Origin of the sequence: Maribellus mangrovi (assembly GCF_037646455.1) — a bacterium.
Classification (GTDB): Bacteria; Bacteroidota; Bacteroidia; order Bacteroidales; family Prolixibacteraceae; genus Draconibacterium; species Draconibacterium mangrovi_A.
The window spans coordinates 168,041-194,304 of the sequence record NZ_JBBIXN010000002.1 but is presented as its reverse complement, the minus strand read 5'-3'; the positions used below and the strand labels follow the sequence as shown (position 1 = coordinate 194,304).

At 40.5% G+C, this 26,264-nt stretch carries 20 protein-coding genes; 17 read left to right on the top strand and 3 right to left on the bottom strand.

Annotation, left to right across the window (positions count from 1 at the left end):
• Window positions 1-16: 16 nt before the first annotated feature.
• Window positions 17-2,752: a cadherin-like beta sandwich domain-containing protein gene (locus tag WFY05_RS08810; RefSeq protein ID WP_340112439.1), complete on the top strand. Its 2,736-nt coding sequence runs from the start codon at window positions 17-19 to the stop codon at window positions 2,750-2,752.
• A 339-nt stretch (window positions 2,753-3,091) separates the two neighbouring features.
• Window positions 3,092-4,696 (top strand): fumarate hydratase, encoded by a 1,605-nt coding sequence (locus WFY05_RS08805; RefSeq protein WP_340112438.1) that lies wholly within the window; start codon window positions 3,092-3,094, stop codon window positions 4,694-4,696.
• A gap of 57 nt (window positions 4,697-4,753) precedes the next feature.
• Here the strand turns inward: WFY05_RS08805 and WFY05_RS08800 are convergent, their stop codons facing one another.
• On the bottom strand, window positions 4,754-5,041 hold the full coding sequence (locus WFY05_RS08800; RefSeq protein ID WP_340112437.1) for a hypothetical protein: 288 nt from the start codon (window positions 5,039-5,041) through the stop codon (window positions 4,754-4,756).
• Window positions 5,042-5,235: 194 nt separating this feature from the next.
• Window positions 5,236-6,504, bottom strand: a complete 1,269-nt coding sequence (locus tag WFY05_RS08795) for a metallophosphoesterase (RefSeq protein ID WP_340112436.1) — start codon at window positions 6,502-6,504, stop codon at window positions 5,236-5,238.
• Window positions 6,505-6,650: 146 nt separating this feature from the next.
• Here WFY05_RS08795 and WFY05_RS08790 point away from each other — a divergent pair, with 146 nt between their 5' ends.
• The 7 genes from WFY05_RS08790 (at window position 6,651) to WFY05_RS08760 (ending at window position 13,106) form a co-directional block, all read left to right on the top strand.
• Window positions 6,651-7,691 carry a zinc-dependent alcohol dehydrogenase family protein gene (locus WFY05_RS08790; RefSeq protein ID WP_340112435.1) on the top strand — a complete coding sequence of 347 codons (1,041 nt, stop codon included), beginning with the start codon at window positions 6,651-6,653 and terminating at the stop codon, window positions 7,689-7,691.
• A gap of 5 nt (window positions 7,692-7,696) precedes the next feature.
• Window positions 7,697-8,464 (top strand): amidohydrolase, encoded by a 768-nt coding sequence (locus WFY05_RS08785; RefSeq protein ID WP_340112434.1) that lies wholly within the window; start codon window positions 7,697-7,699, stop codon window positions 8,462-8,464.
• A 314-nt stretch (window positions 8,465-8,778) separates the two neighbouring features.
• Window positions 8,779-9,471, top strand: coding sequence for an energy transducer TonB (locus tag WFY05_RS08780; RefSeq protein WP_340112433.1), 693 nt, complete (start codon window positions 8,779-8,781; stop codon window positions 9,469-9,471).
• Window positions 9,472-9,501: 30 nt separating this feature from the next.
• Entirely contained in the window at window positions 9,502-9,894 is a 393-nt protein-coding gene (locus tag WFY05_RS08775) for an energy transducer TonB (protein ID WP_340112431.1), read from the top strand.
• 91 nt (window positions 9,895-9,985) lie between these two features.
• Window positions 9,986-10,381, top strand: coding sequence for a BlaI/MecI/CopY family transcriptional regulator (locus WFY05_RS08770; RefSeq protein WP_340112430.1), 396 nt, complete (start codon window positions 9,986-9,988; stop codon window positions 10,379-10,381).
• Entirely contained in the window at window positions 10,365-11,786 is a 1,422-nt protein-coding gene (locus tag WFY05_RS08765) for a TonB family protein (protein ID WP_340112429.1), read from the top strand. The genes WFY05_RS08770 and WFY05_RS08765 overlap by 17 nt, the downstream gene beginning before the upstream one ends.
• 72 nt (window positions 11,787-11,858) lie before the next feature.
• Entirely contained in the window at window positions 11,859-13,106 is a 1,248-nt protein-coding gene (locus WFY05_RS08760) for a tetratricopeptide repeat protein (RefSeq protein ID WP_340112428.1), read from the top strand.
• A 4-nt stretch (window positions 13,107-13,110) separates the two neighbouring features.
• Here the strand turns inward: WFY05_RS08760 and WFY05_RS08755 are convergent, their stop codons facing one another.
• Entirely contained in the window at window positions 13,111-14,061 is a 951-nt protein-coding gene (locus tag WFY05_RS08755) for a helix-turn-helix transcriptional regulator (RefSeq protein WP_340112427.1), read from the bottom strand.
• 179 nt (window positions 14,062-14,240) lie between these two features.
• Here WFY05_RS08755 and WFY05_RS08750 point away from each other — a divergent pair, with 179 nt between their 5' ends.
• The 8 genes from WFY05_RS08750 to WFY05_RS08715 all read left to right on the top strand — a co-directional run bounded on the left by WFY05_RS08750 (window position 14,241) and on the right by WFY05_RS08715 (window position 25,768).
• Entirely contained in the window at window positions 14,241-14,942 is a 702-nt protein-coding gene (locus WFY05_RS08750) for a DUF7847 domain-containing protein (RefSeq protein WP_340112426.1), read from the top strand.
• A 107-nt stretch (window positions 14,943-15,049) separates the two neighbouring features.
• Window positions 15,050-17,929: a TolB-like translocation protein gene (locus tag WFY05_RS08745; protein ID WP_340112425.1), complete on the top strand. Its 2,880-nt coding sequence runs from the start codon at window positions 15,050-15,052 to the stop codon at window positions 17,927-17,929.
• An 834-nt stretch (window positions 17,930-18,763) separates the two neighbouring features.
• A complete protein-coding gene (locus WFY05_RS08740) occupies window positions 18,764-19,192 on the top strand; it encodes a helix-turn-helix domain-containing protein (protein WP_340112424.1) in 429 nt (142 codons plus the stop codon).
• 747 nt (window positions 19,193-19,939) lie between these two features.
• Window positions 19,940-20,716, top strand: coding sequence for a dihydroorotate dehydrogenase electron transfer subunit (locus tag WFY05_RS08735; RefSeq protein WP_340112423.1), 777 nt, complete (start codon window positions 19,940-19,942; stop codon window positions 20,714-20,716).
• Window positions 20,710-21,621 (top strand): dihydroorotate dehydrogenase, encoded by a 912-nt coding sequence (locus tag WFY05_RS08730; RefSeq protein WP_340112422.1) that lies wholly within the window; start codon window positions 20,710-20,712, stop codon window positions 21,619-21,621. The genes WFY05_RS08735 and WFY05_RS08730 overlap by 7 nt, the downstream gene beginning before the upstream one ends.
• 261 nt (window positions 21,622-21,882) lie before the next feature.
• Window positions 21,883-23,190: a dihydrolipoamide acetyltransferase family protein gene (locus WFY05_RS08725; protein ID WP_340112421.1), complete on the top strand. Its 1,308-nt coding sequence runs from the start codon at window positions 21,883-21,885 to the stop codon at window positions 23,188-23,190.
• A gap of 6 nt (window positions 23,191-23,196) precedes the next feature.
• On the top strand, window positions 23,197-25,248 hold the full coding sequence (locus WFY05_RS08720; protein ID WP_340112420.1) for an alpha-ketoacid dehydrogenase subunit alpha/beta: 2,052 nt from the start codon (window positions 23,197-23,199) through the stop codon (window positions 25,246-25,248).
• A gap of 10 nt (window positions 25,249-25,258) precedes the next feature.
• On the top strand, window positions 25,259-25,768 hold the full coding sequence (locus tag WFY05_RS08715; RefSeq protein ID WP_340112419.1) for a flavodoxin: 510 nt from the start codon (window positions 25,259-25,261) through the stop codon (window positions 25,766-25,768).
• Window positions 25,769-26,264 lie beyond the last annotated feature (496 nt).

Sequence of the window (26,264 nt, the reverse complement as noted above, 5' to 3'; positions counted from 1 at the left end):
TTTAAAGTTAAACCGCATGAAAAAAATTTTACTTAATTCTTTTACGATTATTGTCCTGCTTTTTACCTCATATTTTGTAAATGGCCAGGATTTGGTGGATGCTAATATTGCGCCGAATGCATCTTTAGTAGAAGCACATTACACTTCTGCATGGAATAATCTGAGTGCGATAAATAATGGCGTTGTAGGTTATGGAATTATCGCCGCAGAAAATGGGTTACCAAATGATGAAACCTGGGGGTGCTGGCGAGGCGATGCAGATCGTACACCTACAGGTTGGCTCTCCTATGAATGGGAAGATGAATACGATATAGATAAGGTTACCATTTATTTTTGGATCGATGTTGAAGACGAAAACGCAGGTAACGGTGTTGCCCTGCCGCAAAGTTATGTAATACAATATTGGGACAGTGAAATCGAAGACTGGGTTGATGTTACTTTGCTCGATGAGACAACATATCCCAGAAATGCTTATGAACCTAATGAAGTTGTATTTAACTCGGTTACGACCAGTAGAATGAGACTGTTTATGAATGCTACTACCGACGGTAATACATATGCGGCTTTAGGAGTAACCGAATGGGAGGTTTACGCACAAATAACCCCATCGGCATCCTTAGATTCATTGTCAAGTAATGTTGGGGAATTGACACGCGAGGGCGAAGATTATATTTTGGTCGTTCCATACGGAACAACTTCTGTTCAACTAACTCCGGTGTTAAGCGGGATTGGAGCAACGGTTAACATGTATTATGGAGCAGGTATCGAAGCGGTTGACGGCGTTATCCCATTTGATGGCGATGGAATTGATGTTGAGATCGTTGTAACTGCACTTGATGGCGCGCAATTTTCATATTATGTTGCAATTGATTACGGCGACGGACAAATATCTGCCGACCTTTCCGGCATTTCGCTATCTGCTGGAGAGGTAAGCGATTTCGATGTCAATACGTTGAATTATTCAGTTCTGCTTCCTTACGGGACAACATCGGTTGAAGTTACTGCGACTCCTGCATGGGGAGGTGCAACCGTAAGTGGTGAAGGTACCATTGATATTATCGATGGTACAGGTAGTGCAACCATTGAGGTTGTTTCAGAAAACGGGGAAAACAGCAAAGAATATACCATCGAGTTCGCTGTTTCTCATGTTGATTATGGAGAAGGAAACTTCTACTATTTTGTTCAGGAAGTGTCAGGCTATGTAATAGGTGAAAGTCCTGAAGAGGATCCGGAAGGAAGTTTTCTCACCCGCTTATATGCACCGGTCTATAATAAGGAAGACCAGTTGTTTGAGCTTATTCCAAGTGGAGTAGATAACCAATTCTTTATTCGAAACAAAGAGGGGAAATACCTTTCACACGTACCCACCAGCAACTGGCTTATGATGATGATTGATGATCTGACAATCGATCTTGATAGTTGCCGTTTCCAGGTCAACGAGTTTGAACCGGGTAGATTTAGAATAGAATCTGTAATACGACTTGGACAGAATTCACGTTTTTGGGGTACAACAGCACCTCAAAGTGGTATAATTGTCGTTGGTGACAGACCTTTGAGTGACGGTCCCCGTTTGGTATGGAACATTTTAACTTCAGATGAAGTGGTGGACCCTGTTGATAATTCCCTCTCGGAACTGTCGGTTGATGTAGCCGGCATGAAACCTGAATTTGATGGTTTTATAAAAGATTACAATGTTACGTTACCTGTCGGTACAACTACGTTTACAGTTACGGCGCAAGCCAATGATCCGGCAGCAACAGTTACTGGAGGTGGCGAGATTACCGTATCAGGAGATGGAGGTTCTGTGATGGTTACAATCAGCAATGTCGATCCGGAAACATCTACTTCTTATTCACGCGAATATACGATACATTACAGGGTAGATAAACCCCTTACTTTAAAACACTCTTATACCTTTGCTGACGGCACGGCTAAAGATAGCGAGGGAAGTGCTGACGGTGTTGTAAATGCAGGAACTTTTGCTGATGGTGCGTTTATTGCCTCAGCAGAGGGCGATTATATCACCCTGCCCGCAGATGAAATTGCACTGAAAAACTATACTTCAATCACACTCGAAGCTTATGTTTTGACAGGATTTAATCCCGGATGGACCATGTTTGCTTATTTTGGTGAATTGGAAGGTGACAGTACGTATTGGATGTCCATAGCCAGAGCAGATGATGTTAGTAAAACGGCAATTAATCTAGGCAATAGCATGGAAACCGGACCTACCGGGTTTGAACCGGCAGAAGGTGAAGAACATCATTATGTAAGTGTACTTTCTTATGACTCTCTTGCCTTGTATATTGATGGCACATTAGCCAATAAAGTGGCTGTACCTTCAAGATTTGATATTTCGGATATTAGCGACGCTAATGCCTGGATATGTAAAGGTGGTTATGGTGCTGACCCTTCATGGATAGGTAGCGTTTATGAGTTTAATATTTATGAAGGAAAGATGGATTCAGCAATGGTTGCAGAAAGAGCTGCTACCATCCCGACTTCTGTTATTGAAAATCATATTGAAGCAGATGCGGCTATTTATCCAACCATATCGTCTGACGGGACGTTTCAATTTGTAACCGGAGGAAATTCAGGTATGCTTACCGTTTATAACCTAACCGGAGCGGTGGTAAAACAAATGTCGGTCAACACTGGAACAACAACATTCTCTTTGCGTAAATCGCAAATGTACATTGTAAGAGCAGAGGTTGACAGCAAACTTAAAATATTCAAAATAATAAGGAAATAATAAGGCTGTTGGTCTTTAAATTAAGAGGTAAGTCTGTTCTCTTTTCGAGGATAGACTTACCTCTTTTTTTATACAAAAGTTTAGAACATACCATTTTGGTTGTGATTTCAGCGCTGACTTTTAACGAATAATGCCTTTTCAACAGTCATTATTATCAATTAACAATTGGAAACTTCTTTTTTACAGATTCCCAAGCGCTTGTCAATTAAACTGTACATAATAACAAAATTCCCATTACAGTTTTATTGCGATTGTCAAGCTCTTTACATGCTCAAATTTTAGACGAATACTGCGAATAGTTTTATCTTTGATGTAATTATTCATTAAACCGTTTCTATAATGTCAGAATTTAAATACCAAAAACCATTTCCCATTTTAAAAGACGATACAGAATACCGTTTACTCACCAAAGATTATGTTTCAACGGTTGAGCTCGACGGACGTAAAATATTAAAAGTCGATCCGAAAGGCCTGGAATACCTTGCCAACGAAGCCATTAGCGATGTTTCGTTCTACTTACGTTCGGCTCACCTCGAAAAACTTGCAAAGATTCTGGAAGATCCGGAAGCAACCGATAACGACCGTTTTGTGGCGCATACCATGCTGATGAATCAGGCTGTTTCTGCCGAGGGTGAATTGCCAACCTGCCAGGACACCGGAACGGCGATTGTGATCGGCAAAAAAGGAGAGAATGTGTTTACAGGAGCAAATGATGCCGAATACCTTTCGAAAGGCGTTTACACCACTTACGACGAGAGAAATCTTCGTTACTCGCAGGTGGTCCCGTTTAGCATGTTCGAGGAAAAAAATACAGGATCCAATCTTCCGGCTCAAATCGATATTTACGCTGAAGAAGGGAACAAATACGAGTTTCTGTTTATAACCAAAGGCGGTGGTTCAGGAAATAAAACTTTCTTGTATCAGCAAACCAAGTCGCTGTTGACCGAAGAAAATCTCGCTAAATTTGTACAGGAAAAGATTATGGACCTTGGAACTTCGGCTTGTCCGCCGTATCACCTGGCACTTGTAATTGGTGGTACTTCAGCAGAAGCTACACTGGCTACGGTTAAAAAAGCTTCGGCAGGTTACTACGATAATTTACCAACTGAAGGAAATGATGGAGGACAGGCTTTCCGCGATTTGGAATGGGAAGAAAAAGTGACCAAGATATGTCAGGAAAGCGGAGTAGGAGCGCAATTCGGTGGTAAATATTTTGTACACGATGTGAAAGTGATCCGCTTGCCGCGTCACGCTGCTTCGTGTCCGGTTGGACTCGGAGTTAGTTGTAGTGCTGACCGAAACATCAAGGCTAAAATTACCGAAGACGGAATTTACCTGGAGCAGCTGGAGAAAAATCCGGCTCGTTTTCTGCCTTCAAAAGCACCTTCGATGCAACCGGCAGTTGATATCGATCTGGATCAACCAATGGAAGATGTATTAAAAGAACTCACAAAATACCCGATAAAAACCCGCCTGAATTTGAGCGGAACTTTGATTGTTGCCCGCGACATTGCGCACGCACAGATCAAGAAAATGCTGGACAATGGCCAACCAATGCCGGAATACTTTAAAAATCACCCGGTGTATTACGCCGGACCGGCAAAAACACCAAAAGGAATGGCTTCGGGTAGTTTCGGTCCAACCACAGCCGGACGTATGGATCCGTATGTCGATGTATTTCAGGAGCATGGCGGTTCAATGATCATGCTGGCCAAAGGAAACCGTTCGCAGGCAGTGACTGATGCTTGTAAAAAGCATGGTGGTTTTTATCTCGGTTCTATTGGCGGACCGGCAGCAATTCTTGCCAAAAACAGCATTAAATCGGTTGAAGTGATCGATTTCCCGGAATTGGGAATGGAAGCCGTTCGCAAAATTAAAGTGGAGAATTTCCCGGCATTTATTATTGTCGATGATAAAGGAAACGATTTCTTTAAAGCGTTGTAAAAGAAATATTTATATGCAAAGAAAGAACTGTTCTTTTTCCATAGAATGGTTCTTTTTTTATTTGCGCAAGGCAAACAATACGTCGAGTATTTCAATATCAGGCTCTTCGATTAACTGATACGACTGCGGAATTGTAGCAGCCAATTCCGATTGACGAAATTCCTGCAAAGCTTCTTCCGTTTCCCAAATATAACCCCCACCATATTCTCCATTGGCTCCGGTTTTTACATAGTATTTTTGTACCAACCCGGGGATGGCTCTGAATTTCGGGCTGCGTTCATGCGCTTTTTCTAAAAGCTCTTGCTCTGTTAAAGCGCTTTTCAGTTTAATAATTTGAATGATCATTGCACCAGATTTTTGTTGAACAAAATTGTATTTGTTTAACGGTTAAGCAATGATATTAGTTCAGCTTGAAAAGTCTGTCAATTTAGTTGATACCCGATATTTAGCTTCCTCAGCATGTCGAAACACTTCACCTGATCTGCAGTTTTTACAAATGGTTTATTTGTGGGTAAATGGTGCAGATTATCTAAGCGATATTAGCCCAATTCAACTACAGTAATTTCAGGAGGCATTCCAATGCGCCCCGGGAATCCAATATAGCCAAAACCACGGTTTACATAAAGATATTGTTTTTGTTCTTTGTATAAACCTCCCCAACGCGGGTATTTGTACTGCACCGGGCTCCACTTTATTCCGGCACGTTCGATGCCAAACTGCATACCGTGTGTGTGGCCTGCGAAGGTCAGCTCAATGTCTGTTTTATCCATTACTTCGGCATCCCAGTGCGATGGATCGTGGCTCAGCAACAATTTGAATGAATCCGGATCGATTCCTTCCATGGCTTTCTTCAGGTCACCGTGTTGCGGGAAGGGCGGTTTGCCCCAATTCTCCACACCGATCAGACTGATCTCGTCATCATTAATGCGGATGGTTTCCGTTTCATTCAGTAGCAACTGAAAGCCCATTCTTTTATGAAATCCTTTTATCTCAGCCAGGTTTTTGGCTTTTGCCTCGGGTGTTTTCCACTCCGAGTAATCGCCGTAATCGTGATTTCCCAGGATGGAATATTTGCCAATTTTGGCCTTCATTTTCTTTAATATGGGTGCCCAGCCTTCAGTTTCCTCAGCGAAATTATTCACCAGGTCGCCCGTGAAAAAAATCAGGTCGGGTTCCTGCTCATTAATGAGTTCAACTGCTTTTTCAATAGGCTCGTATCGTTTATTAAAACTGCCCAGGTGCATGTCCGATATTTGAACGATCTTTAATCCTTTAAACGATTCGGGCAGGCGATTAAAACTTAAACGCTCGCGCATTACCCGAAATTTGAATTTTCCTTTGGTTACCCCATAAAGAATTGATGCAAACGGAATGGCCGCCAAAAACAGCCCCATTTGATACAAGAATTCTGCTCTCTCCATTTTTCTTTCCGACTTAACTTTTTGTTCCTTACTCTTTTTATTCTTTTTTAACCACCTGATCAGTCCGCTAATGCCCAGTTGTATATCTTTTATCAGCACAAAAATTATAAACACAAATTTAGGCAGATAAAACAGGGCAAACCCTGCTACTAACCAGCCGGCAAATATATAAGCTTCAGCTTGTTTTACATGTTTTATTCTAAAAACAAAGAGGGTAAATGCAGCAAAAATTAATATTGAAATTCCCCAGAAAAGAAAACGTAGAAATTGACGAACCGGTAGGTATTTGATTCTGGCCACCAGCGGTTTAATTCCGCGCCAGGTATAAATATCTACCAGCAGCATAAACAATATTAGAGGAATCAATAAAAAAGCACTTGCTCTCATACCAGCTTAAACGCGTTGTTGTGGTTCTGGCAATACAACAGTTTTTTAGGTAAAATGTTGTTTCGTTTAACTTTTATTAGATGTTGGAACCGTGATAAACATTATAAAACTATAATCATTACATTTGAGAGACAAGAATGTAAATAATGAAAGCCGTTTATTACGAAGAATTTCAGGGGAAAGTGGATGTTCGGGAAGTTCCCGATCCAACGGTTTCTGCTGATAGCGTGATCGTTAAAGTAGGGGCCACCGGGCTTTGCCGCAGCGACTGGCATGGCTGGATGGGCCACGATCCGGATATTATTTTGCCACACGTGCCGGGTCACGAACTGGCCGGAACTATTGTTGAAACCGGCAGTAACATCAAAAACTTTAAGGTTGGCGACCGCATAACCGTTCCTTTTGTAAGCGGCTGCGGCCACTGCCCCGAATGCCGAAGCGGCAATCAGCAGGTTTGTGATAACCAGTTTCAGCCGGGTTTTACGGCCTGGGGATCGTTTGCCGAGTACGTTGAAATAAAATATGCCGATGGCAACCTCATTCACGTTCCCATTGAAATCGACTTTGTTACAGCTGCCAGTTTGGGCTGCCGCTTTATCACATCATTTCGCGCGATAATTGATCAGGGAAAAGTAAGTGCCGGACAGTGGGTAGCTATTCATGGTTGTGGTGGTGTTGGATTATCAGCCATTAACATTGCTGCCGGCGCTGGTGCCAAAGTAATTGCCGTTGATATTGATGATGATAAGCTGAAGCTGGCTCTTACGCTGGGAGCTAATGAGGTTATTAATGCACGATCGGTGAAAGATGTACCGACAGAAATTATTCGTTTGAGCGGGAGAGGAGCACATGTTTCAATCGATGCATTGGGCAGCCAGGAAACCTGTTTTAATTCGGTTGCTTGTTTGCGAAAACGAGGCAAACACATTCAGGTGGGGCTAATGACCGGCGACCATCAACACCCGGCAGTGCCGATGGACAGGGTAGTGGCACAAGAACTGGAAATGATCGGGAGTCATGGTATGCAGGCTTTTCGTTACGAAGCTGTTTTCGAAATGATAAAGAGCGGAAAAGTACAGCCTGACAAGATGCTCGGACGCACCATTTCGCTGGAAGAAGCACCCGAAGCACTGGTGAATTTGGATAAGTTTGAAAACCTTGGTGTTACTGTAATTGATAAATTTTAATTGGTATGCAAAACCTGAAAATCACCATCATTCAACCCAATATTTTTTGGGAAGACATACAAGCGAACCTGGACAAATACAAAACCATAATCTCCGGTATTCATGAAACTGATGTAATTGTACTGCCCGAGATGTTTACCACCGGATTTTCAATGAAAATCGACAAATTGAAAGAATCGATGGACGGCCCGGGCGTAAGTTGGATGAAACAGCTGGCCAAAGAAAAACAGGCTGCGGTGGTTGGAAGTTTGATTATCGATGAGAATGAAAAGGTGTATAACCGTGCAGTTTGGGCATTCCCGAACGGAAGTCTTAGTGTTTACGATAAACATCATTTGTACACGATGGGGCAGGAAGCCGACCATTACACGGCCGGAACTACAAAAACAATAATCGAATATAAAGGCTGGAAATTCTGTCCGCTGATCTGTTACGACCTGCGCTTCCCGGTATGGGCGCGCAATGCCGAAGATTACGATGTACTCATTTACATGGCCAACTGGCCATCACCCCGTCATCATGTTTGGAAAAATTTGCTGACGGCACGTGCGATCGAAAACCAGAGTTATTGCATCGGCTGCAACCGCACCGATTCTGATGGAACGGGACTAAGTTATTTGGGTGACTCAGCATTGGTTTCACCAAAGGGATTTGCTGAATTTATGGGAGAACAGGAATTAGTTCAAACCTTTGAAATTTCATACAGCGAGCTCCACGATTTCCGAAAATCTTTTCCGCTTTTAAACGACCGCGATCAATTCAAAATCCTGTAAAAGTTCAAAAAGCTACATTAAAGAACCTACTTTTTAACCGTTTCAATTTTTATTTTTTGTTGATCATAACGTTCATCGCCAGGCGTTTAGCGTAATATTTTAGTCTAATTCAACTAAAATATTAGTTCTTGCAACTTCCTTTTAATGAGTTTGGTATGAACTTTGTTCTGAAATAAACTAAAGAGTTAGTTTGTAAACTAATTATTTAGTTATACGTTTGTAAGGAACATGGATTAAAATGAAATTCGCGCGAATTAAAGCTTTGAACATCTGAACGGTAAAAAAAGGATTGTTGAACTTAAAATTAAAAATTCATGGAAAAGAAAAAATCGCGTAAAGCCGATCTTGAAGTAAAAAGAAACACCTTCTTTTTGATTGGTCTTGTACTGGCATTAGGTACTACACTGTTAGCTTTTGAGTGGAAAAGTAAACCGCCAAAAGTTGATTCGCTCGGTGATCTGCAATCGGTTGAAGTAGAGGAGGAGATCATTCCTGTGACACGTGAAAAACAAGTGCCGCCACCACCTCCGCCGCCACCACCTAAAGTTGTTGAAGTGCTGAATATTGTGGATGATGAAGTGGAAATTGAAGAAGAATTGGAAATTCTTGACTCAGAAGCCGATGACAACACCTTTGTTGATGTGGCTCCGATAATAGAAACTACCGATGAAGAAACGGATTCGAATGATCCGGTTCCTTTCTTTATTCTTGAACAACAGCCGGAGTTTCCCGGGGGGATAGATGCCCTGAAACCGTTTCTGGTGAGGCAGATAAATTATCCTATTATTGCTCAGGAGAATGGAATTCAAGGGAAAGTCTATTATTCTTTTACGATTGAGAAAGATGGCTCTGTTACAGACATTAAAATTATAAGAGGAGTAGACAATGCTATAGACAATGAAGCGAAACGAGTTTTGAGAACTATGCCTAAATGGAAACCTGGCATGCAAAGGGGGAAAGCTGTACGTGTTTCATTTAGCGGAGTTATCAATTTCCAATTGCAGTAATATTTGTGTAACAATTAAAATTTTGAGATGATGAAAAAAACTTTAATTCTAATTCTGATGATTTTTGCGGTAGCGTTTACCGCAAGTGCTCAGGACACCGAAAAAGAGAAAGTGTATACCGAAGTAGATGTTATGCCTGAATATCCCGGTGGTCAGGATGCTTTTTTGAAATTTATCAGCGAAAATGTAAAGTATCCCGAAAATGCCAAAAAGAACGAAATCCAGGGAAAAGTTTTTGTCAATTTTGTAGTTGATGAAACCGGTGCAGTTACCAAAGTTAAAGTGGTTCGGGGAGTTGATCCTGAATTGGATAAGGAGGCCGTTCGTGTAATAAAGTTGTTGGAAAAGTTTACGCCCGGCACAAAAGACGGAAAAGCGGTGAAAGTAAAGTACACCGTACCGATCAATTTTGCCCTGAGTTAATTTTTTTCAGTAAAATACCTAAGATTTTAGTTGTTCGACTAACATCTTAGGTATAGTTTTTGTTATTTGCAGGTAGTCAATATTCAAAATTATGAAGGAACTAACCAAGGCAGAAGAGCAGGTAATGCAGTTGCTCTGGAAGCTTGAAAAAGCTTTTGTAAAAGACGTGATCGAAAAAATGCCCGAACCAAAACCCGCCTATAACACGGTTTCTACCATTGTTCGCATTCTGGAGAAGAAAGGTTTTGTGGGGCACAATGCTTACGGAAAAACACACGAATATTTTCCGCTCATCGGCCGAAAGGAGTACACACGCATGTTTATGAAAAATTTCATGCGCAATTATTTCAGCGGATCATTCCAGGAAATGGTATCATTCTTCGCTAAAGAAGACAACATGAGCATTTCGGAACTGGATGAACTGATGGAAGATGTAAAACGTGACCTGGAAACTGAAAAACCGGAAGACGATGAATCACGCAATTAATTTTCTGGTAGAATCGGGGATAAGCCTGGCTGTTTTCTCCCTGATTTACATCCTGTTTCTGAGAAAAGAAACCTTCTTCAGGCTGAACCGGATATTCCTGTTGGTATCGGTAGCTTTTTCCTTGTTGCTGCCGTTTCTGCATTTAAAAGTATACGAACCCAAATCCATACTGCTTTCAGAAGTTACCGTAACTCCTTACCGAAATTTGATTGAAGCAGTTACTATTTACGGGCAGGATCTTTCGGGAAATGTGGTGCACCAGATCAGTTCCAGCCGGCTTATAGTATTTGTTTATTTGCTTGGTTTACTGTTTTTTATGCTGAAGTTTGTCATGCGAATTGCACAAATTCGAAAACTGGTTCTAAAGAATAAAATCAGGCGGGTGGGCAATGTGAAATTTGTGCTCATCCACAGCGAGTTTAGTCCGTTTTCTTTTTTGAATTACATTTTTATTAATCCTGAAAACCGGAATAACGAAGGCTATGAGAAGATCATCGAACACGAGTTGGAGCACATTCGCCAGGGACATACTTACGATGTGGTTATTCTTGAGATTCTGACCATTTTGCAGTGGTTCAATCCCTTTATGTGGATTTTGAAAAAAGTCATTCGCGAAAACCACGAATTCCTGGCCGATAAAGCTGTCCTTGATTCAGGAGTTACAACAACGCAATACAAAAAATTATTGCTGAATCAGGTTGTTGGCTTCGATGTACAACTGGCCAATAACTTCAATTCGTCGCTGGTGAAGAAGCGCATTAAGATGTTTTCGAAAATGAAATCGTCGAAACTGGCTAATTTCAAATATGTTGCTGGAGCACTCAGTTTTGTTCTGCTGGTTGTGATTTTTGCCTGCGAGCAGAAGGAGGGGATAGAACCTACTCCAACCAATAACAAGCAGGTAGTATTAAATATTGAAGGAAAGCAACTTACAATTACCGGCGACGATATAATGGATATCTTAAAAGATTTGCTGAGCGCAAAAGACTATACCATCGATACGATGAAAGAAGACGGGATCACTTATGTTTCAGCCGAGAAAAATGCCGAGACCGATGTTATGGTCAGTCGGGTACTACCCGATAAGGCTGAGGTCTTTATTGTGGTGGAAGAGATGCCGGAATTTCCCGGGGGTGATGCTGCATTGCGACAATTCATTGTTAACGAGGTTAAATACCCGGAACTGGCACACGAGAATGGAATACAGGGAAAAGTATTCGTGAATTTTGTTGTGACCAAAAGCGGCAGTATTGCCAATGCACGGATTGTGCGAGGTGTAGATCCGATATTGGATAAAGAAGCCTTACGCGTGATTAACACTTTGCCAGCCTGGAAACCCGGAAAACAAAAAGGACAGGCGGTGAATGTAAGTTACACTGTACCCATAAATTTTGCACTGAATTAAATTCGTACAGTTCAAAGTGGGATTCATAAAGCGAGTAAAAACATAAAACAATAATCAGAAACCTTCAAAAAAATGCCCGGTAAAATCTACTATATTCTATTGCTGCTCATGTTTCCGTTTGTAGTTCAATCTCAAAACCGGATTGATCAACTCATTCTGAACAAAAATTATGATAAAGCTTTGGTGGAGATCAACAAAGAAGTCACAAGAAATCCATCAGCCGCTCTGTTTCTGAAAAAAGGATTGGTTTACAAAAATCTTCAGGATTATCAGAATGCTGTGGCTGCCTTCGCCGAAGGGCTTACTTACGAGCCGAACAACATAAGTTTGCTGGAAGAAACAGCCGAGAGCTTTTCAGTTTTGGGGAACAACCAGGATGCGATTTCTTTTTATAAAAAGGCGGTTGATCTGGATACCACCAACCTGAAACTGGCCGGTAATCTGGGACGAGTGTACATTAAATTAAAGCAATACAAGCCGGCATATCAGGTATTTTCATCGGTTTATGCCAAAGATTCGAGCAATGTATATTGGAACAAACAACTGGCTTTTTGTGCCTTTCGTACCTTTCATCGTGAGCAGGCTGTGGATCTTTACGAGAAAGTACTGGAAGCAAATCCGCGTGATCATACTTCGTATGTTAACCTGATAAATTGTTACAACTGGAAGAAAGAAGGAAACCAGATAATGGCTGTGATACATAAAGGCTTGCAGGAATTTCCTTCCGATCCGGATTTGCTGTTCGAAGAAGCTACCTACCTGTACAGGACAAAGCGTTACGGACCGGCTATGGTACGGTTTGAAAAATACTTCGAGGTTGAAAAACAGCCGGATTATCAGACGATGATGGATTACGGAATTGCCACTTATTTTGCGGGTTTCGAAGAAAAAGCGCTTGATATTTTTGGCGAATTATTCAACCAAAATCCTAATGATCCACTGGTGATGTATTACCAGAGTTTATGCTATAAAAAATTAAAGGATTTCGAAAAATCTGAAAAGTTGATGAAATGGGCCATTGAGGGATCGACACCCGATTATGTGGCCGAAATGTATCATCACCTGGGACAAATTTACGGGCAACAGCGAAAATTCAAGGAGTCGGTTAAAGCTCTGGAAAAAGCTTTTGAGATGAATCCGGATAAAGTAGAAGTTTTGTTTGAGATTGCTACAACTTACGAGGAATTCAATTCGAATAAAACGCTGGCACTGAATTATTACCGTATTTACCTGGAAGAGGCCGGTGAGGCAGGCAAAAACACTACCTATGCACTCGAGAGAATCGAAAAATTAAAAGAGGATTTGTTTTTTGAGGAATAGATCTTTATTGTTTCCGACCCGTTTTTTCGCGAACCAGGTTACTGAGCTGAACACGGCTTTTTACGCCCGTTTTTGTAAAAATACGATGGTTATGGTCTTTCACAGTTTGCAGCGTGATAAACAATTTTTCGGCAATGGCTTTGTTGCTTTTACCCGAGCAGATCTCCCGGATAATTTCAGCTTCCCGCTTGGAAATTTCATAGGTGCCACAAAAAGCTTCAAAATCCATGTTCTGTTTTTCATCCGAAAATTTATTCCTGAAATTGATCGTGAGGGGTATAAATATTCCGGCAGCAAATATCAGCGCAATGGCAATGCAGGTCGAAATAAATCCAAAGAAATTGAAAAAACTCATGGCTGCCGAGTACACAATAACAGCTCCAAAAAACAGGATGGCGTGTTTTCGTGAAAAACCGGTTTCTTTGATTTCCGTGGACTGCTTTCGGTTCCTCAGGAAAATGAGCAGAAATAACAGGTGAATCAACAGGTTTAATCCACTCAAAATACGTATAACAAACAAGTCGGCATTGCCCGGAGTGGGTATAATTTCGCGCTGATAAAGAACAGCAAATATGGTAACCAATGCAACTAAAGTTGGAAAGAATACGAATCCGAAGGTTTTTGTGGAGTCGACACCATTGAGTTTAAGTGCAAATTTTAGCAACATGAACCAGCTAACCACCATAAACGGAATTCCGATAATGGGGATGAAAAATGCCAGCTTTGACGATATTTCTTCGCTCAGTTGAATGTCGCTGATTAAAATTCGCAAAGTAATGTTTCCCCAAATGCTGTAGATCAGAAACGAGAAAAGAAAGATTTGCTGGTAGAGCAAAACCGCAAGTACCGGCTTTTTGTGGCGTTGATACAGTTGAACCGAAACAAGAATACCGAGTGCCGACATTCCGGCCGACAAAATAAACGTAACAACGTATGAAAGATTCTCAATCCACATAGGTATCAACTAAAGTAGTGTACCACAAGTTTACAAACTCCCTGTGTTTACTGCTAACTACGAAAGTAGTGATTTTACGAAATCCAACTTTGGTAGGAAGGAAATTTTTATTGTTCAGCGTACATTTGAACTATCGAAAACAAAAAACAATGTTCAGTTTAACTTAAAAAATTTACATCATGGAAAGCAACAATTTCAGGAATTTGGTGCCATCGGTTGGAGGGAGTTTCAGCCATGGTTGGAGCAAAATATTCGGTAAGGCATTTTTACCACTCTTGCTCACGGTAATTATAATAGGATTATTAAGCGGACCGGCATACAGTGTGAAAATGGATGAGCACAATTGGGGACCAATGTTGTTTTTATTGCCCCTGGCTTTATTTGGCCTGGCCTATCTGTTTTTATTCTACCCGGTACTGGAGTTTGGCAAAGACTTCATCTTTGTAAAAGCTATGCGCGACGATGAAGTCGATCTGAAAACACTTTTTGAAGGATTTAAAACCAAGTACCTCAATATTATTCTGGCCAACCTGATTGTAAGTGCGCTCGTCATTCTGGGGACGATGATGTTGATTATTCCGGGAATTATCGTAGCCTGCCGACTTGTATTTGTATCGTACCTTGTAATGGATAAAGATATGGATGCGATGAAAGCCGTTGAAAAAAGCTGGCAAATGACCCGTGGTCATGGTTGGAAAGTTTTCGGAATGGCCATTCTTTCATTCTTTATTTTCATTGGTGGTTTGATCGTATTTTTTGTCGGATCAATAATCGCACTGATGTGGATACATTCAGCTTTTGCAAGCCTTTATCTGGCTGTCCTTAATGAAAACGATGACGACAATCCGATACCTATTTTGGGAGTTAACGAAGTAGACTAACAAATAAAAAAACAAAAAACAAGCAAACACAGAGGCCCGGAATTTTTCCGGGCTTTTTGTTTTTTATTAAAATGGTTTGTGTATTTTGGATTTTCAATTTTTTAAAGATGAAGAAGCTTGTTGTTGTATCTGTTTTGCTCTTATTTGTGCTAATTTCCAAGGCTCAGTATTTTCAAACAGGACAAGACCCGGCTTCGATCAAATGGCGTCAGATTAATACCAATAATTTCCAGCTTATTTATCCCGATTATTACGAAGAACAGGCACAGGTTTTGGCACAAAAACTGGAGAAAGTTTATGATTACGCCAGCTACACCTTACAACACAAACCTCACAAAATTTCTATTCTATTGCACACGCAAACGGTAAAATCAAACGGCCTTGTTGCCTATGCTCCAAAGCGTTCTGAGTTTTATACCACACCAAATCAAAGTATTTATCCACTCGACTGGCTGGAGCAACTTGCTGTCCACGAATTTCGGCACGTGGTGCAAATCGATAAAATCAATACCGAAATGCCTGCAATCATTAAAATTCTCTTGGGAGAACAGGGAACTGCGCTTGTGTTTGGCGCCTATCTTCCCTGGTGGTTTATCGAAGGTGATGCAGTGGCTACTGAAACGGGATTGAGCAATTTTGGCCGCGGACGTTTGCCTTCTTTTCTGATGGAGCATCGGGCACAGGTTGTCGAAAAAGGAAAGTATACTTACGACAAAGCTTACCTCGGTTCTTACAAAGATTTTGTTCCGAACCATTACCGGCTGGGTTATTATTTGGTTGGGAATACACGCTGGCGTTACGGTGACGACGTCTGGGAAAAGGTATTAACGCGGGTGGGAGAGAAACCATTTTCATTTACTCCTTTCAATACGGCCCTTAGAAAAACTACGGGCTTGGGCAAAGTTGAATTGTACAATTCGATATTTGACAGTCTCGCCAATGTTTGGACAAATACAGATCTTGTACCGAATAATAAAATTAAACCAATATCAAAACCGGAAAAAGTTTACTCGAACTACACCTTTAATCATTGGCTTGAAGACGGCGAAATTGTGTCATTCAGAACCAGCTTAAATAAAATTCCGGCCTTTGTGAAGGTCGATTCAAATGGAAATGAAGAGATCATTCATCAGCCCGGAACTATTTTTGACGAGTCGGTGAATTATCGGGGAGAATGGATAGTGTGGTCCGAGCAGGTTCCGGATCTTCGCTGGTCGCACAGTGGCCATTCAGCAATTCGGTTGTTTAATATCGAAACGAAGCAGAAATTGATGATTCGGCCCGAATTCAAAGCTTTTGCACCGACTATTTCACCGGATTTAAACCGGGTAGCCATGGTTGAAGCCGACTTCTCGAGCAATTATTATTTGTCAGTTTACGATTTGTTTTCCGACCAGGTTGCTAGCAGGATTCAAACACCCGACAACGATTATATCCTGTCACCCGAATGGCTAAACAACGATGAATTGGTGGCAATAATACTTACCAAACAAGGAAAACGGCTGGCCAAATTCGATTTAAAAACCGGACGACATGAGCTACTCTATCAGCGCGACCTGGGAAATATAAAACAGTTGAAAGTTGACAGAACCAATGTTTATTTTATTTCGGGATTCTCAGGAGTTGATGCCTTGTATAAATTCGATCTGAAAAGTGGTGAGACGGTGCAGTTGTTTGAGCCGCGATTTGGTGCAGCTTATCCGGCCATCAATGCCGAAGGTAAAATTGCATTCAGCGATTACACTTCCGACGGTTATCGCCTGGTAGTTTTGGACGAAATTTCACAACAAAATATAGAAGATATAAGAGTTGCGAAATATCCTTTGGCCACAGCAATTGCTAAACAGGAAATGGGCGTTCCCGATTTGGATGTATCCGATACCATTGTCTTTTCCTCAAAGAAGTATAACAAGACCAAGCATTTATTGAATTTTCATAGTTGGGCTCCTTTGTTTGTCGATGCATACATCTACGAATTTACTCCAGGTGTAAGTGTAATGTCACAGAATATTCTTGGAACCGCCGAAACCGTTTTGGGCTACAAATGGAATACATCAGAAAGGACCGGACAGGTTTATGGACGCTATGTTTACAAGGGGTGGTATCCCGTTCTCGATTTTGAAGTAAGCAAAGGAAAACGCGCATCGCAATACAACCAGGTTACAGAATATATTGATGACGATGGCCAGGTAATAGCCCGCGACACCACAACAAACCGCTTTACCTGGAACGAAACCGGTTTGTCAGTCTCGGGGAAATTGCCTTTTAATTTGACATCAGGTAAGTATTCTCGACTTCTTCAACCACAAATTAAATATGAATATACGCTGAATAAAAAAGACGATTCAACTCCCGACGGATTTTCCGAAGGCAATTTTTCTTCCTTATCGTATCGACTGTATTTTCACCAACTGCTCCGGCGAAGCTATCAGGACGTGCAAACCAACTTTGGTTTTATTCTTGATGGCAGTTATTATCATTCCGTTTTTGGTTCCGGCAATATGGGATCGATATCCGGCGTTCAAAGTATTCTTTATCTTCCCGGAATAATGCCCAACCACGGCACTACCATTTATGGAGGAGTGCAACAACGCTCAAATGGTTATCACTATAGTTTTTCGGATGTCATTCGTTTTCCAAGGGGATGGGCAAGTGTTTCTACCAAAGAATTGTCAGTTTTTCAGATGGATTATGAGTTGCCGCTATTAAATCCTGATTGGAGTGTCGGCGGACTAACCTATATTCGGCGCATTACGGCCAACTTGTTTTATGATTACGGATACTTAATGCGTTACCAATATCAGAACAATGCAGCCGTGAGCACATTTACGCAGAGCATTTCTTCTTATGGGGTGGAGTTGATTGGCGACTTAAATTTTCTTCGTTTTTATGCGCCTGTTAAAATTGGCTGGCGAACATCGTATTTACCCGAGATCCAGGATTTTAGTTTCGACTTTCTTTTATCTGTCGATTTTAATGCTTTGTAAGAACAATCATCCATTAATCGGTCGTATTTGCCATCAGTTGAGCTCGAATATTCTAATTGAAGCGAATTTCAATAACATCCTATCGCGATGAGTTATTGTGTAATAATCTTAATTCCTGATTTTTACGATAAAAACTATTAAAATTTAAGCGCTTGAGAATAGGATATTTTTACTGAATTAGGCATTAGTACATAAATAGAACAGTTCTGTTTACTGAAAAAGGTGAAATAGGGTAAAAGTGCGATTGATGTAAAATCTAATTCATCAGAAGAAGGGGATACCATAGCTAAACATCAGTTAATACAAAAGTAAAGTTATCCAATAACAATTCTATAAATATGTATCAGAAGCTTAATATACACATGTTATAGGTAGTCTTCAAAATTGTTACATATGTACTTATAAAGTTTTCATGATGCCGAATACAAATTTTGCGACTTATTGCAGAAATAAATGTGAATTACAGCATCGTATTCTTTTGTATAGTATTATTATCAATGTAAATACATCACTTAAAATGTATTTATTATTCAATATACCAGTGCATTACAGTAATTATTTAAATTACTTTATACGTATTTGTGTAAAAATGTAGAAAAATGTCTAAAAAAATAAATATTATTTTATTTAATTATTGTATTCCAGTATTTTATAATCTTTATATAAAGTATTTAATAGCTTGAATTTATTATTATTGAATTACATATGAGATAATTTTAAAAGTGATAGGATTGCTAATATTAAAATAATTGTTACATTTGTATTGTATGTAGGTTAACAGTTTAGATATACAACTTAATTGCTTTTAATAATTGTATAGCTAATAAAACAAGTATGAAGGATCGAATACAGGAGTACATGGACTATAAAAGCATTAATGCTGGTGAATTAGCACACAGCCTCGAAGTGCAGCGTTCAAATATCTCTCATATATTGAACGGTAGAAATAAGCCTAGTGCTGCATTTATTGAAAAGATGTTAAATGTATATCCTGATCTTAATGCCAGGTGGCTATTAACCGGACAGGGTAGCATGCTTGAAGGCAGTCAAAGCGGAAATAAGGAACTCAATGTACAGATACCAAGTACTACTGAAAAAGCTCCAAAGCAAACGAAAGACATTCCGCAAGAAATAAAGCAATCCCAAACAGACTTGGAATCCAGTAAAAAGAATGTAAAAGACACTAAGTATACCGATGAAGATGTAAACAAGGTAGTGCTGCTATTCAACGACGGTACTTTTACTACGTACAGGAAGAAATAATCTGTCGAAAACCAATCATAGATTTAGAGTAACATTTAAAGGACTTTCATTTTGGAAGTCCTTTTTGCATTTGTAAATTTAATAGTTTATATTTGTAATGTTGTTGTAGATATAAATGTATCGATCATTGATCGAACCTCCATCAAAATAAATAAAAGATGGAATAGAATAGGAAGACCGGCTGTGATAGCTGGTCTTCCTGTTTTATTATATCTGATCAACCTCCGGATTTATGCGCAAGCAAATACTACTTATAGGTATGATTGATTCCAGGTAGCAATAATAATGTCTCATTTGTAACGACAGAAACATCTCTATTTACAAGTCAATAATTATCCACCCAAAAATAATTTACAAATAAATAGAAATAATCCATTAAAAAGTTTGCATATGTAAATTATGCGTATTACATTTGTATCGTAAGATTTTTATAAAAGTTATTAGACAAGATGATCACAAGAATATAGATCAATTTACAAACCCAATTTTTTTTAAGTAGATAAATCCAGAAGTCGCTTTAGGCCACTAGAAATAGTGGCCTTTCTGGTTTTTAAGTGGGTAGGTCATAACGTAGAAAATATTTTATTTTTATTTGCATATGTAAAAACTGTTAATTACATTTGTATCTAACTATTAACAAATGACCCTTATTTTTTATCAATCAATAAATTTCACAATAAAAATAGACCGTTCTACGCGGTCTTTTTTTTTGTATTTCTATTATCTTTGGCGTCAAATTAAAAACAGATGCCAAAAAAGTTTGTTGCAGAATTTCAAGTGGTAGAAAATATTGCACTAAATACCACCAATTTTCTAATCAAAGTAAAAGCACCATCTGATCTTCCTGAGATAAAACCCGGCCAGTTCGTCAACGTTGAAATTCCTGAAGCTCAGGATGTATTTCTACGGCGACCTTTTTCTGTATTTGAAGTCGATTATAAAGCCAATACGCTTTCGATGATCGTTAAAATACTAGGAAAAGGTTCGAAGAGACTTACCGAAATCGAAGTTGGAAGTAAGCTAAGCCTGGTTTACCCCTTAGGTAAAAGCTTCAGTTATCCACAAAAAAATGAAAAGATACTTCTCGTTGGAGGAGGTAGTGGTGTTGCTCCGATGTTGTTCCTTGCTAAAGAATCGGGGTTGCCTGCAGCACAGGTCGATCTGATACTGGGAGCAAGGTCGCAGGAAGATCATGTGAAAGTAGATGAATATGCAGAATATGCCACTCTGCATTATGCATCAGAAGATGGTTCGTTGGGTGAAAAAGGTTTTGTTACGCAGCACTCGGTGTTTACAACTAAGCTCAATGCTTACGATAAAATATATGCCTGTGGTCCTGATGGAATGATGCGTGCCCTAGCAAAAGAAGCTAAAGCTGCCGGTGTTTTCTGCGAGGTCTCGCTAGAAAATCTGATGGCTTGCGGATTTGGGGTTTGTCTCTGCTGCATTGAGCCCACCAATAAAGGAAATTTATGTGTTTGTACCGATGGCCCGGTATTTAATGTTAACGAATTGAAATGGTAGATTTAAAGGTTAAAGTACACGATTTAGAGTTCAAGAATCCGATAGCGCTGGCTTCCGGAACTTGTGGATTTGCGCGTGAAATGGCCGATTTCTTCGATCCCGGATTGCTGGGAGGATATTTCCTGAAAGGTACTACCCTTAGAAACAGGGATGGAAATGACTATCCGCGGATGGCTGAAACTCCCTCGGGTATGCTAAATGCAGTTGGCTTGCAAAACAAAGGGATCGATTATTTTATCGAAAATATATATCCTGAGATCAAAGATTACAACACACAACTTATTATAAATGTAAACGGATCGACGGTTGAAGATTACATTGCTCTGGCCGAAAAAGTAAACGAACTCGACAAGATCAAAGGCATCGAGTTAAATATTTCCTGTCCGAATGTAAAGGAAGGTGGAATGGCCTTCGGTGTGAGTTGTCCCGGTGCCGAAATGGTAACCCGCGAAGTGCGCAAGGTCTATGATAAAACTTTGATCGTGAAATTGTCGCCAAATGTAACAAGTATTGTTGATATTGCCCAGGCAGTAGAAGGGCAGGGCGCCGATGCTGTTTCGCTGGTCAACACTTTCCTTGGAATGGCGATTGATGCTGAAACCCGTCAACCAAAGCTTTCAACAATAACAGGAGGCTTGTCAGGCCCGGCCATAAAACCTATTGCACTTCGCATGGTGTGGCAGGTAGCTAACGCCGTTAAAATTCCGGTTGTCGGCATGGGAGGAATTATGAACGCCGTCGACGCCATTGAATTTATGTTGGCCGGAGCATCTGTTGTTCAGGTCGGAACAGCGGTCTTTAAAGATCCCTTAATTGCCGTACAGATTGTTAACGATTTAGAGGACTACATGCAACGGCATCAGTTAAGTTCAGTAACAGAAATTATTGGTGCGTTACAAGTGTAACAAGATCTGTCTCAGAGAATCATAACTTATTAACCTTTTCCAACAAGCCCTGATTTTTAGTTGCTGCGAATGGATGCTTCCATAATCGAGTTTATCTATCGTAGATAAATACTTTTTAGTGTTTTTTAACGCTCTCACGCACAGTTAATATTCCTTTAAGACTATATTTGCGCAAAATTAAGATTGCAATGTGAACATTTCAATTTTGGTTTCGTTATATAAACTGCAAATAGCAAAATAGACAATTAAAGAATTAATATTATGGCAAGTTTTAACATTGTTATGCCCAAATTAGGTGAGAGTATCCAGGAAGGTACTATTACCAAATGGTTTGTAAAAGAGGGAGATACAGTAGAAGAAGATGACATGCTGTTCGAAGTTGCTACCGATAAGGTAGATTCGGAGATTCCCTCGCCGGTTGACGGAGTTATTACCAAAATTTTATACGAGGAAGATAGCCTGGTTGCTGTAGGTGAAGTACTTGCGGTTGTTAGTCTTGATGGCGAAGAGGAAGTGTCGGCTGAGGCTGAAGAATCGGCGTCAGAAGAGAAATCCGAAGCCAAGGCTGAAACAACCAGTGAGAGTAAGGAAAGCGATGTGGATGAGAGCAGAAAGCTTTCGAATCGTTTTTATTCGCCCTTGGTAAAAACCATTGCAAAAGAAGAAAATGTTTCGCTGGAAGAACTGGAAAGCATTGAAGGTTCGGGTGCCGGTGGACGTGTTCAAAAGAAAGATATCCTTGAATATCTGGAAAACAGGGGAAGTACCCAGCCAGCTGCCAAAGTTGCTCCTCAAAAACAATCTGCGCCGTCAGCACCATCGGTTGAGAAAAAAGCACCGATGCCTGTATCGGTAGGCGAAGGCGACACTGTGGTTGAAATGGATCGCGTGCGTAAGCTGATTGCCGACCACATGGTCATGTCTAAGCAGGTTTCACCGCACGTTACCTCTGTAGTTGAAGCTGATGTTACCGAATTGGTGCAATGGAGAAATAAGAATAAAAATGCATTCCAGGAGAAATACGGCGACAAAATCACTTTCATGCCGATCTTCACGGAAGCAGTTGCCACCGCACTTGCTGAGTTTCCATTAGTGAACTCTTCGGTTGATGGCGATAAAATAGTAATGAAAAAGGACATCAACGTAGGTATTGCTGTGGCAAAACCCGATGGAAACCTAATTGTACCGGTAATTCGGAATGCAGAGCAGAAAAACCTGGTTGGGTTAACAAAAGACCTTAACCGACTGGCCAATGCTGCCCGAAACAATCAACTCGATCCGGCCGCTATTCAAGGAGGTACTTTTACGATTACCAATTTCGGATCATTCGGAAATATTATAGGAACACCAATTATTAACCAACCTCAGGTTGCTATTCTGGCTACCGGTATTATCGAAAAGAAACCCGCAGTGCTGGAAACTCCGAGCGGAGATGTAATTGCCATCCGTCATAAGATGTATTTGTCGTTATCTTACGACCACCGTATTATTGATGGTGCACTGGGTGGTGCATTCCTGCGCAGAATTGCAGACATACTGGAAAATTTTGATACGAACCGCACAATATAATTTGATATGAAGGATTTGAAAATACCAAAAATATACACGATCAAGAAAACCTCTAAAGACGTTTTGGAGAACTGGTATCGTTTGATGACCATTGGGCGAGCCATCGATGAAAAAGCTCCAAATTACCTGAAACAGGCTATCGGCTGGTCATATCATGCACCATATGCCGGTCACGACGGAATACAGCTGGCCATCGGACAAAATTTCGAGAAAAAGAAAGACCATGTATTTCCATATTACCGCGATATGCTGACTGCACTTTCATGCGGAATGACTGCGGAAGAAGTAATTCTTAACGGTATCTCGAAAGCCACTGATCCATCGAGCGGAGGACGCCACATGTCGAATCACCTGGCAAAACCCGAATGGAACATTCACAGCGTTTCCTCGGCAACAGGTAACCACACGCTTCATGCAGTGGGTGTGGCTCGGGCCATAAAATACTACAACGAAAAAGTGGTATCTATCAGCAGCCAGGGTGAATCTTCGGTAAGCGAAGGGTATGTTTACGAAGCCATCACCGGAGCTGACAAAGAAGAATTGCCTGTAGTTTTTGTATTTCAGGATAACGGATACGGAATTTCGGTTCCGAAAAAGGACCAAACCGCGCAACGTAAAGTGGCCAATAACTTTATCGGTTTTAAAAACACCCGGATCATTCACTGTAACGGAAAAGATGTTTTTGATTCGATGAATGCCATGGCCGAAGCAAAGCGTTATGCTATTGAAGAGAGCAAACCTGTTATTGTGCAGGCCAACTGCGTGCGAATGGGGTCTCACTCGAATTCCGATGATCACCTTCTCTATCGTTCTGATTCAGAAAGAAACTATGTAGTGGATTACGATCCGCTTGCAAAATACAGAAGACTCTTGTTGCGTTATGAGCGTTTTACTGAAGAGGAATTGCAAGCCATTGAGGCCGAAACAAAGGCAACCATTAAGGCCGCACACAAAGCGGCCATGGCAGCTCCCGATCCGGACCCGGCATCCATTTACGACTTTGTTTTTGCTGAGCCCTATGTATCGGAAAAATATCCGGAAGGTTTGCAGAACGAGGAAGGTGAAAAGAAGAAATTTATTACTGCATTGAATGAAACGCTGAAGGCCGAATTCAGGCATAATCCGGATACATTTATCTGGGGACAGGATATGGCCAACAAGGATAAAGGTGGAATTTTCAACGTATCGAAAGGTATGCAACAGGAATTTGGTGATAAACGTGTCTTTAACGGACCGATTGCCGAAGATTTTATTCTGGGTACCGCCAACGGTATGTCGCGTTTCGATGAGAAAATTCGTGTTGTTGTTGAAGGTGCCGAGTTTGCCGATTATTTCTGGCCGGCGATGGAGCAATACGTCGATATCAGCCACGACTATTGGAGATCGAACGGGAAGTTTGCTCCAAACGTAACCATTCGTCTGGCATCCGGTGGTTATATCGGAGGCGGTATGTACCACTCTCAAAACATTGAAGGATCATTGGCAGCCATTCCGGGAGTACGCATTGTTTATCCGTCGTTTGCCGACGATGCAGCCGGTTTGTTACGCACATCTATTCGTTCGAAGGGGCTGACGATGTTTATGGAACCTAAAGCTTTGTACCAGGATCCTAAGGCAGCAACCGTTGTTCCCAACGATTTTGAGGTACCTTTTGGAAAGGCTCGCGTGCGTCGAGAAGGAAAAGACCTGACCATTCTTACTTATGGTAACGCCACGCATTTTAGCCTTAAAGCTGCTGATAAGCTGGCGGAAGAAGGAGTTGGAAATATCGAAGTAATCGATTTGCGTTCGCTGGTGCCATTGGATGAAGAAAGCATTTTAGAATCAATCAGGAAAACAAATAAAGTATTGATAGTACACGAGGATAAAGTGTTTGGTGGGTTTGGCGGCGAATTAAGTGCCATCATTTCTGAAAAAGCTTTTGAATTCCTCGATGCACCAGTTAAGCGTGTTGGCTCTCCGTTTACACCGGTTGGTTTTAACCGAATTCTGGAGAAAGCCATCTTACCCGATATGGAAAAAGTCTACAATGCAGCAAAAGAAATTATCGAATTTTAAACCGTAAGTCATGAGTAAAAACGCTATTATATACAGCTTTCACACGCAAAAGTCGAAAAAGGTTGCTGAAAAAGTAATCGACGCTATTGGAAAAGATAAGATCGATGTGATCAATGCCGAAGAACTAACAACAGAAAGCATTGAAAAGTATGACAATTTCATTATAAGTGCTCCAACCTGGTTCGACGGAGAACTACCCAATTACTGGGATGAATTTCTTCCTGACCTGGAAGAGATGGATCTTTCAAAGAAAACCTTTGCCATATTTGGGCTGGGGGATCAAAAAGGATATCCGGAGAATTTCTGCGATGCCATTGGTTTAATGGCCGAAATTCTTGAAGGTTGCGGTGCTAAAATTGTTGGAGAAACATCAATCGAGGGATACAACTACGAATCATCGAAAGCACAGCGTGGTAATGTATTTGTAGGTTTAGCTATTGATCAGGAAAACCAGGCAAGACTAACAAAAAAGAGAGTTAGCGACTGGGTTGAAAAAATAAAAGAAGAATTCTTTAATTAGTTAAGGTTTTCTATTTGCAATAAGTTAAGGCTGTCCGTCTTCAGATGGATGGCCTTCTTTTTTTTAAACTGATCATCAAAAGATTAGCCAATTCCTCAGTTTCATTTATTACTCCTTTTAAAACCTTCAATCATAATTTTGCAGAGCGAAAAAACATTATTAGATACCCTGTTGCGCGTAGTTACAAAAGTAAAATATGCGTGCAACATAATGGAAGCAGCCTAATAAAAAGTATTTTTTAATACTCAATGGCGCTGTAATCTACATATAATCAGACGCTAAAAGCGAATGCATGAGTATAGTTAAAATTTACATATGTAATCACATGTGTAAACTGGACTAACGAATACATTTTAATCATTTCTTTTTTTTTGTTGGTTCTTTGATGATTAAAGCTATAAAATCTAAAAAGTCAATATTTAACCTCCTGTAGATCTCATTAAAAAATATTTAAAGGAAATGCATTTAATTATTGTTAAGTAAATAGAAGTTGTCA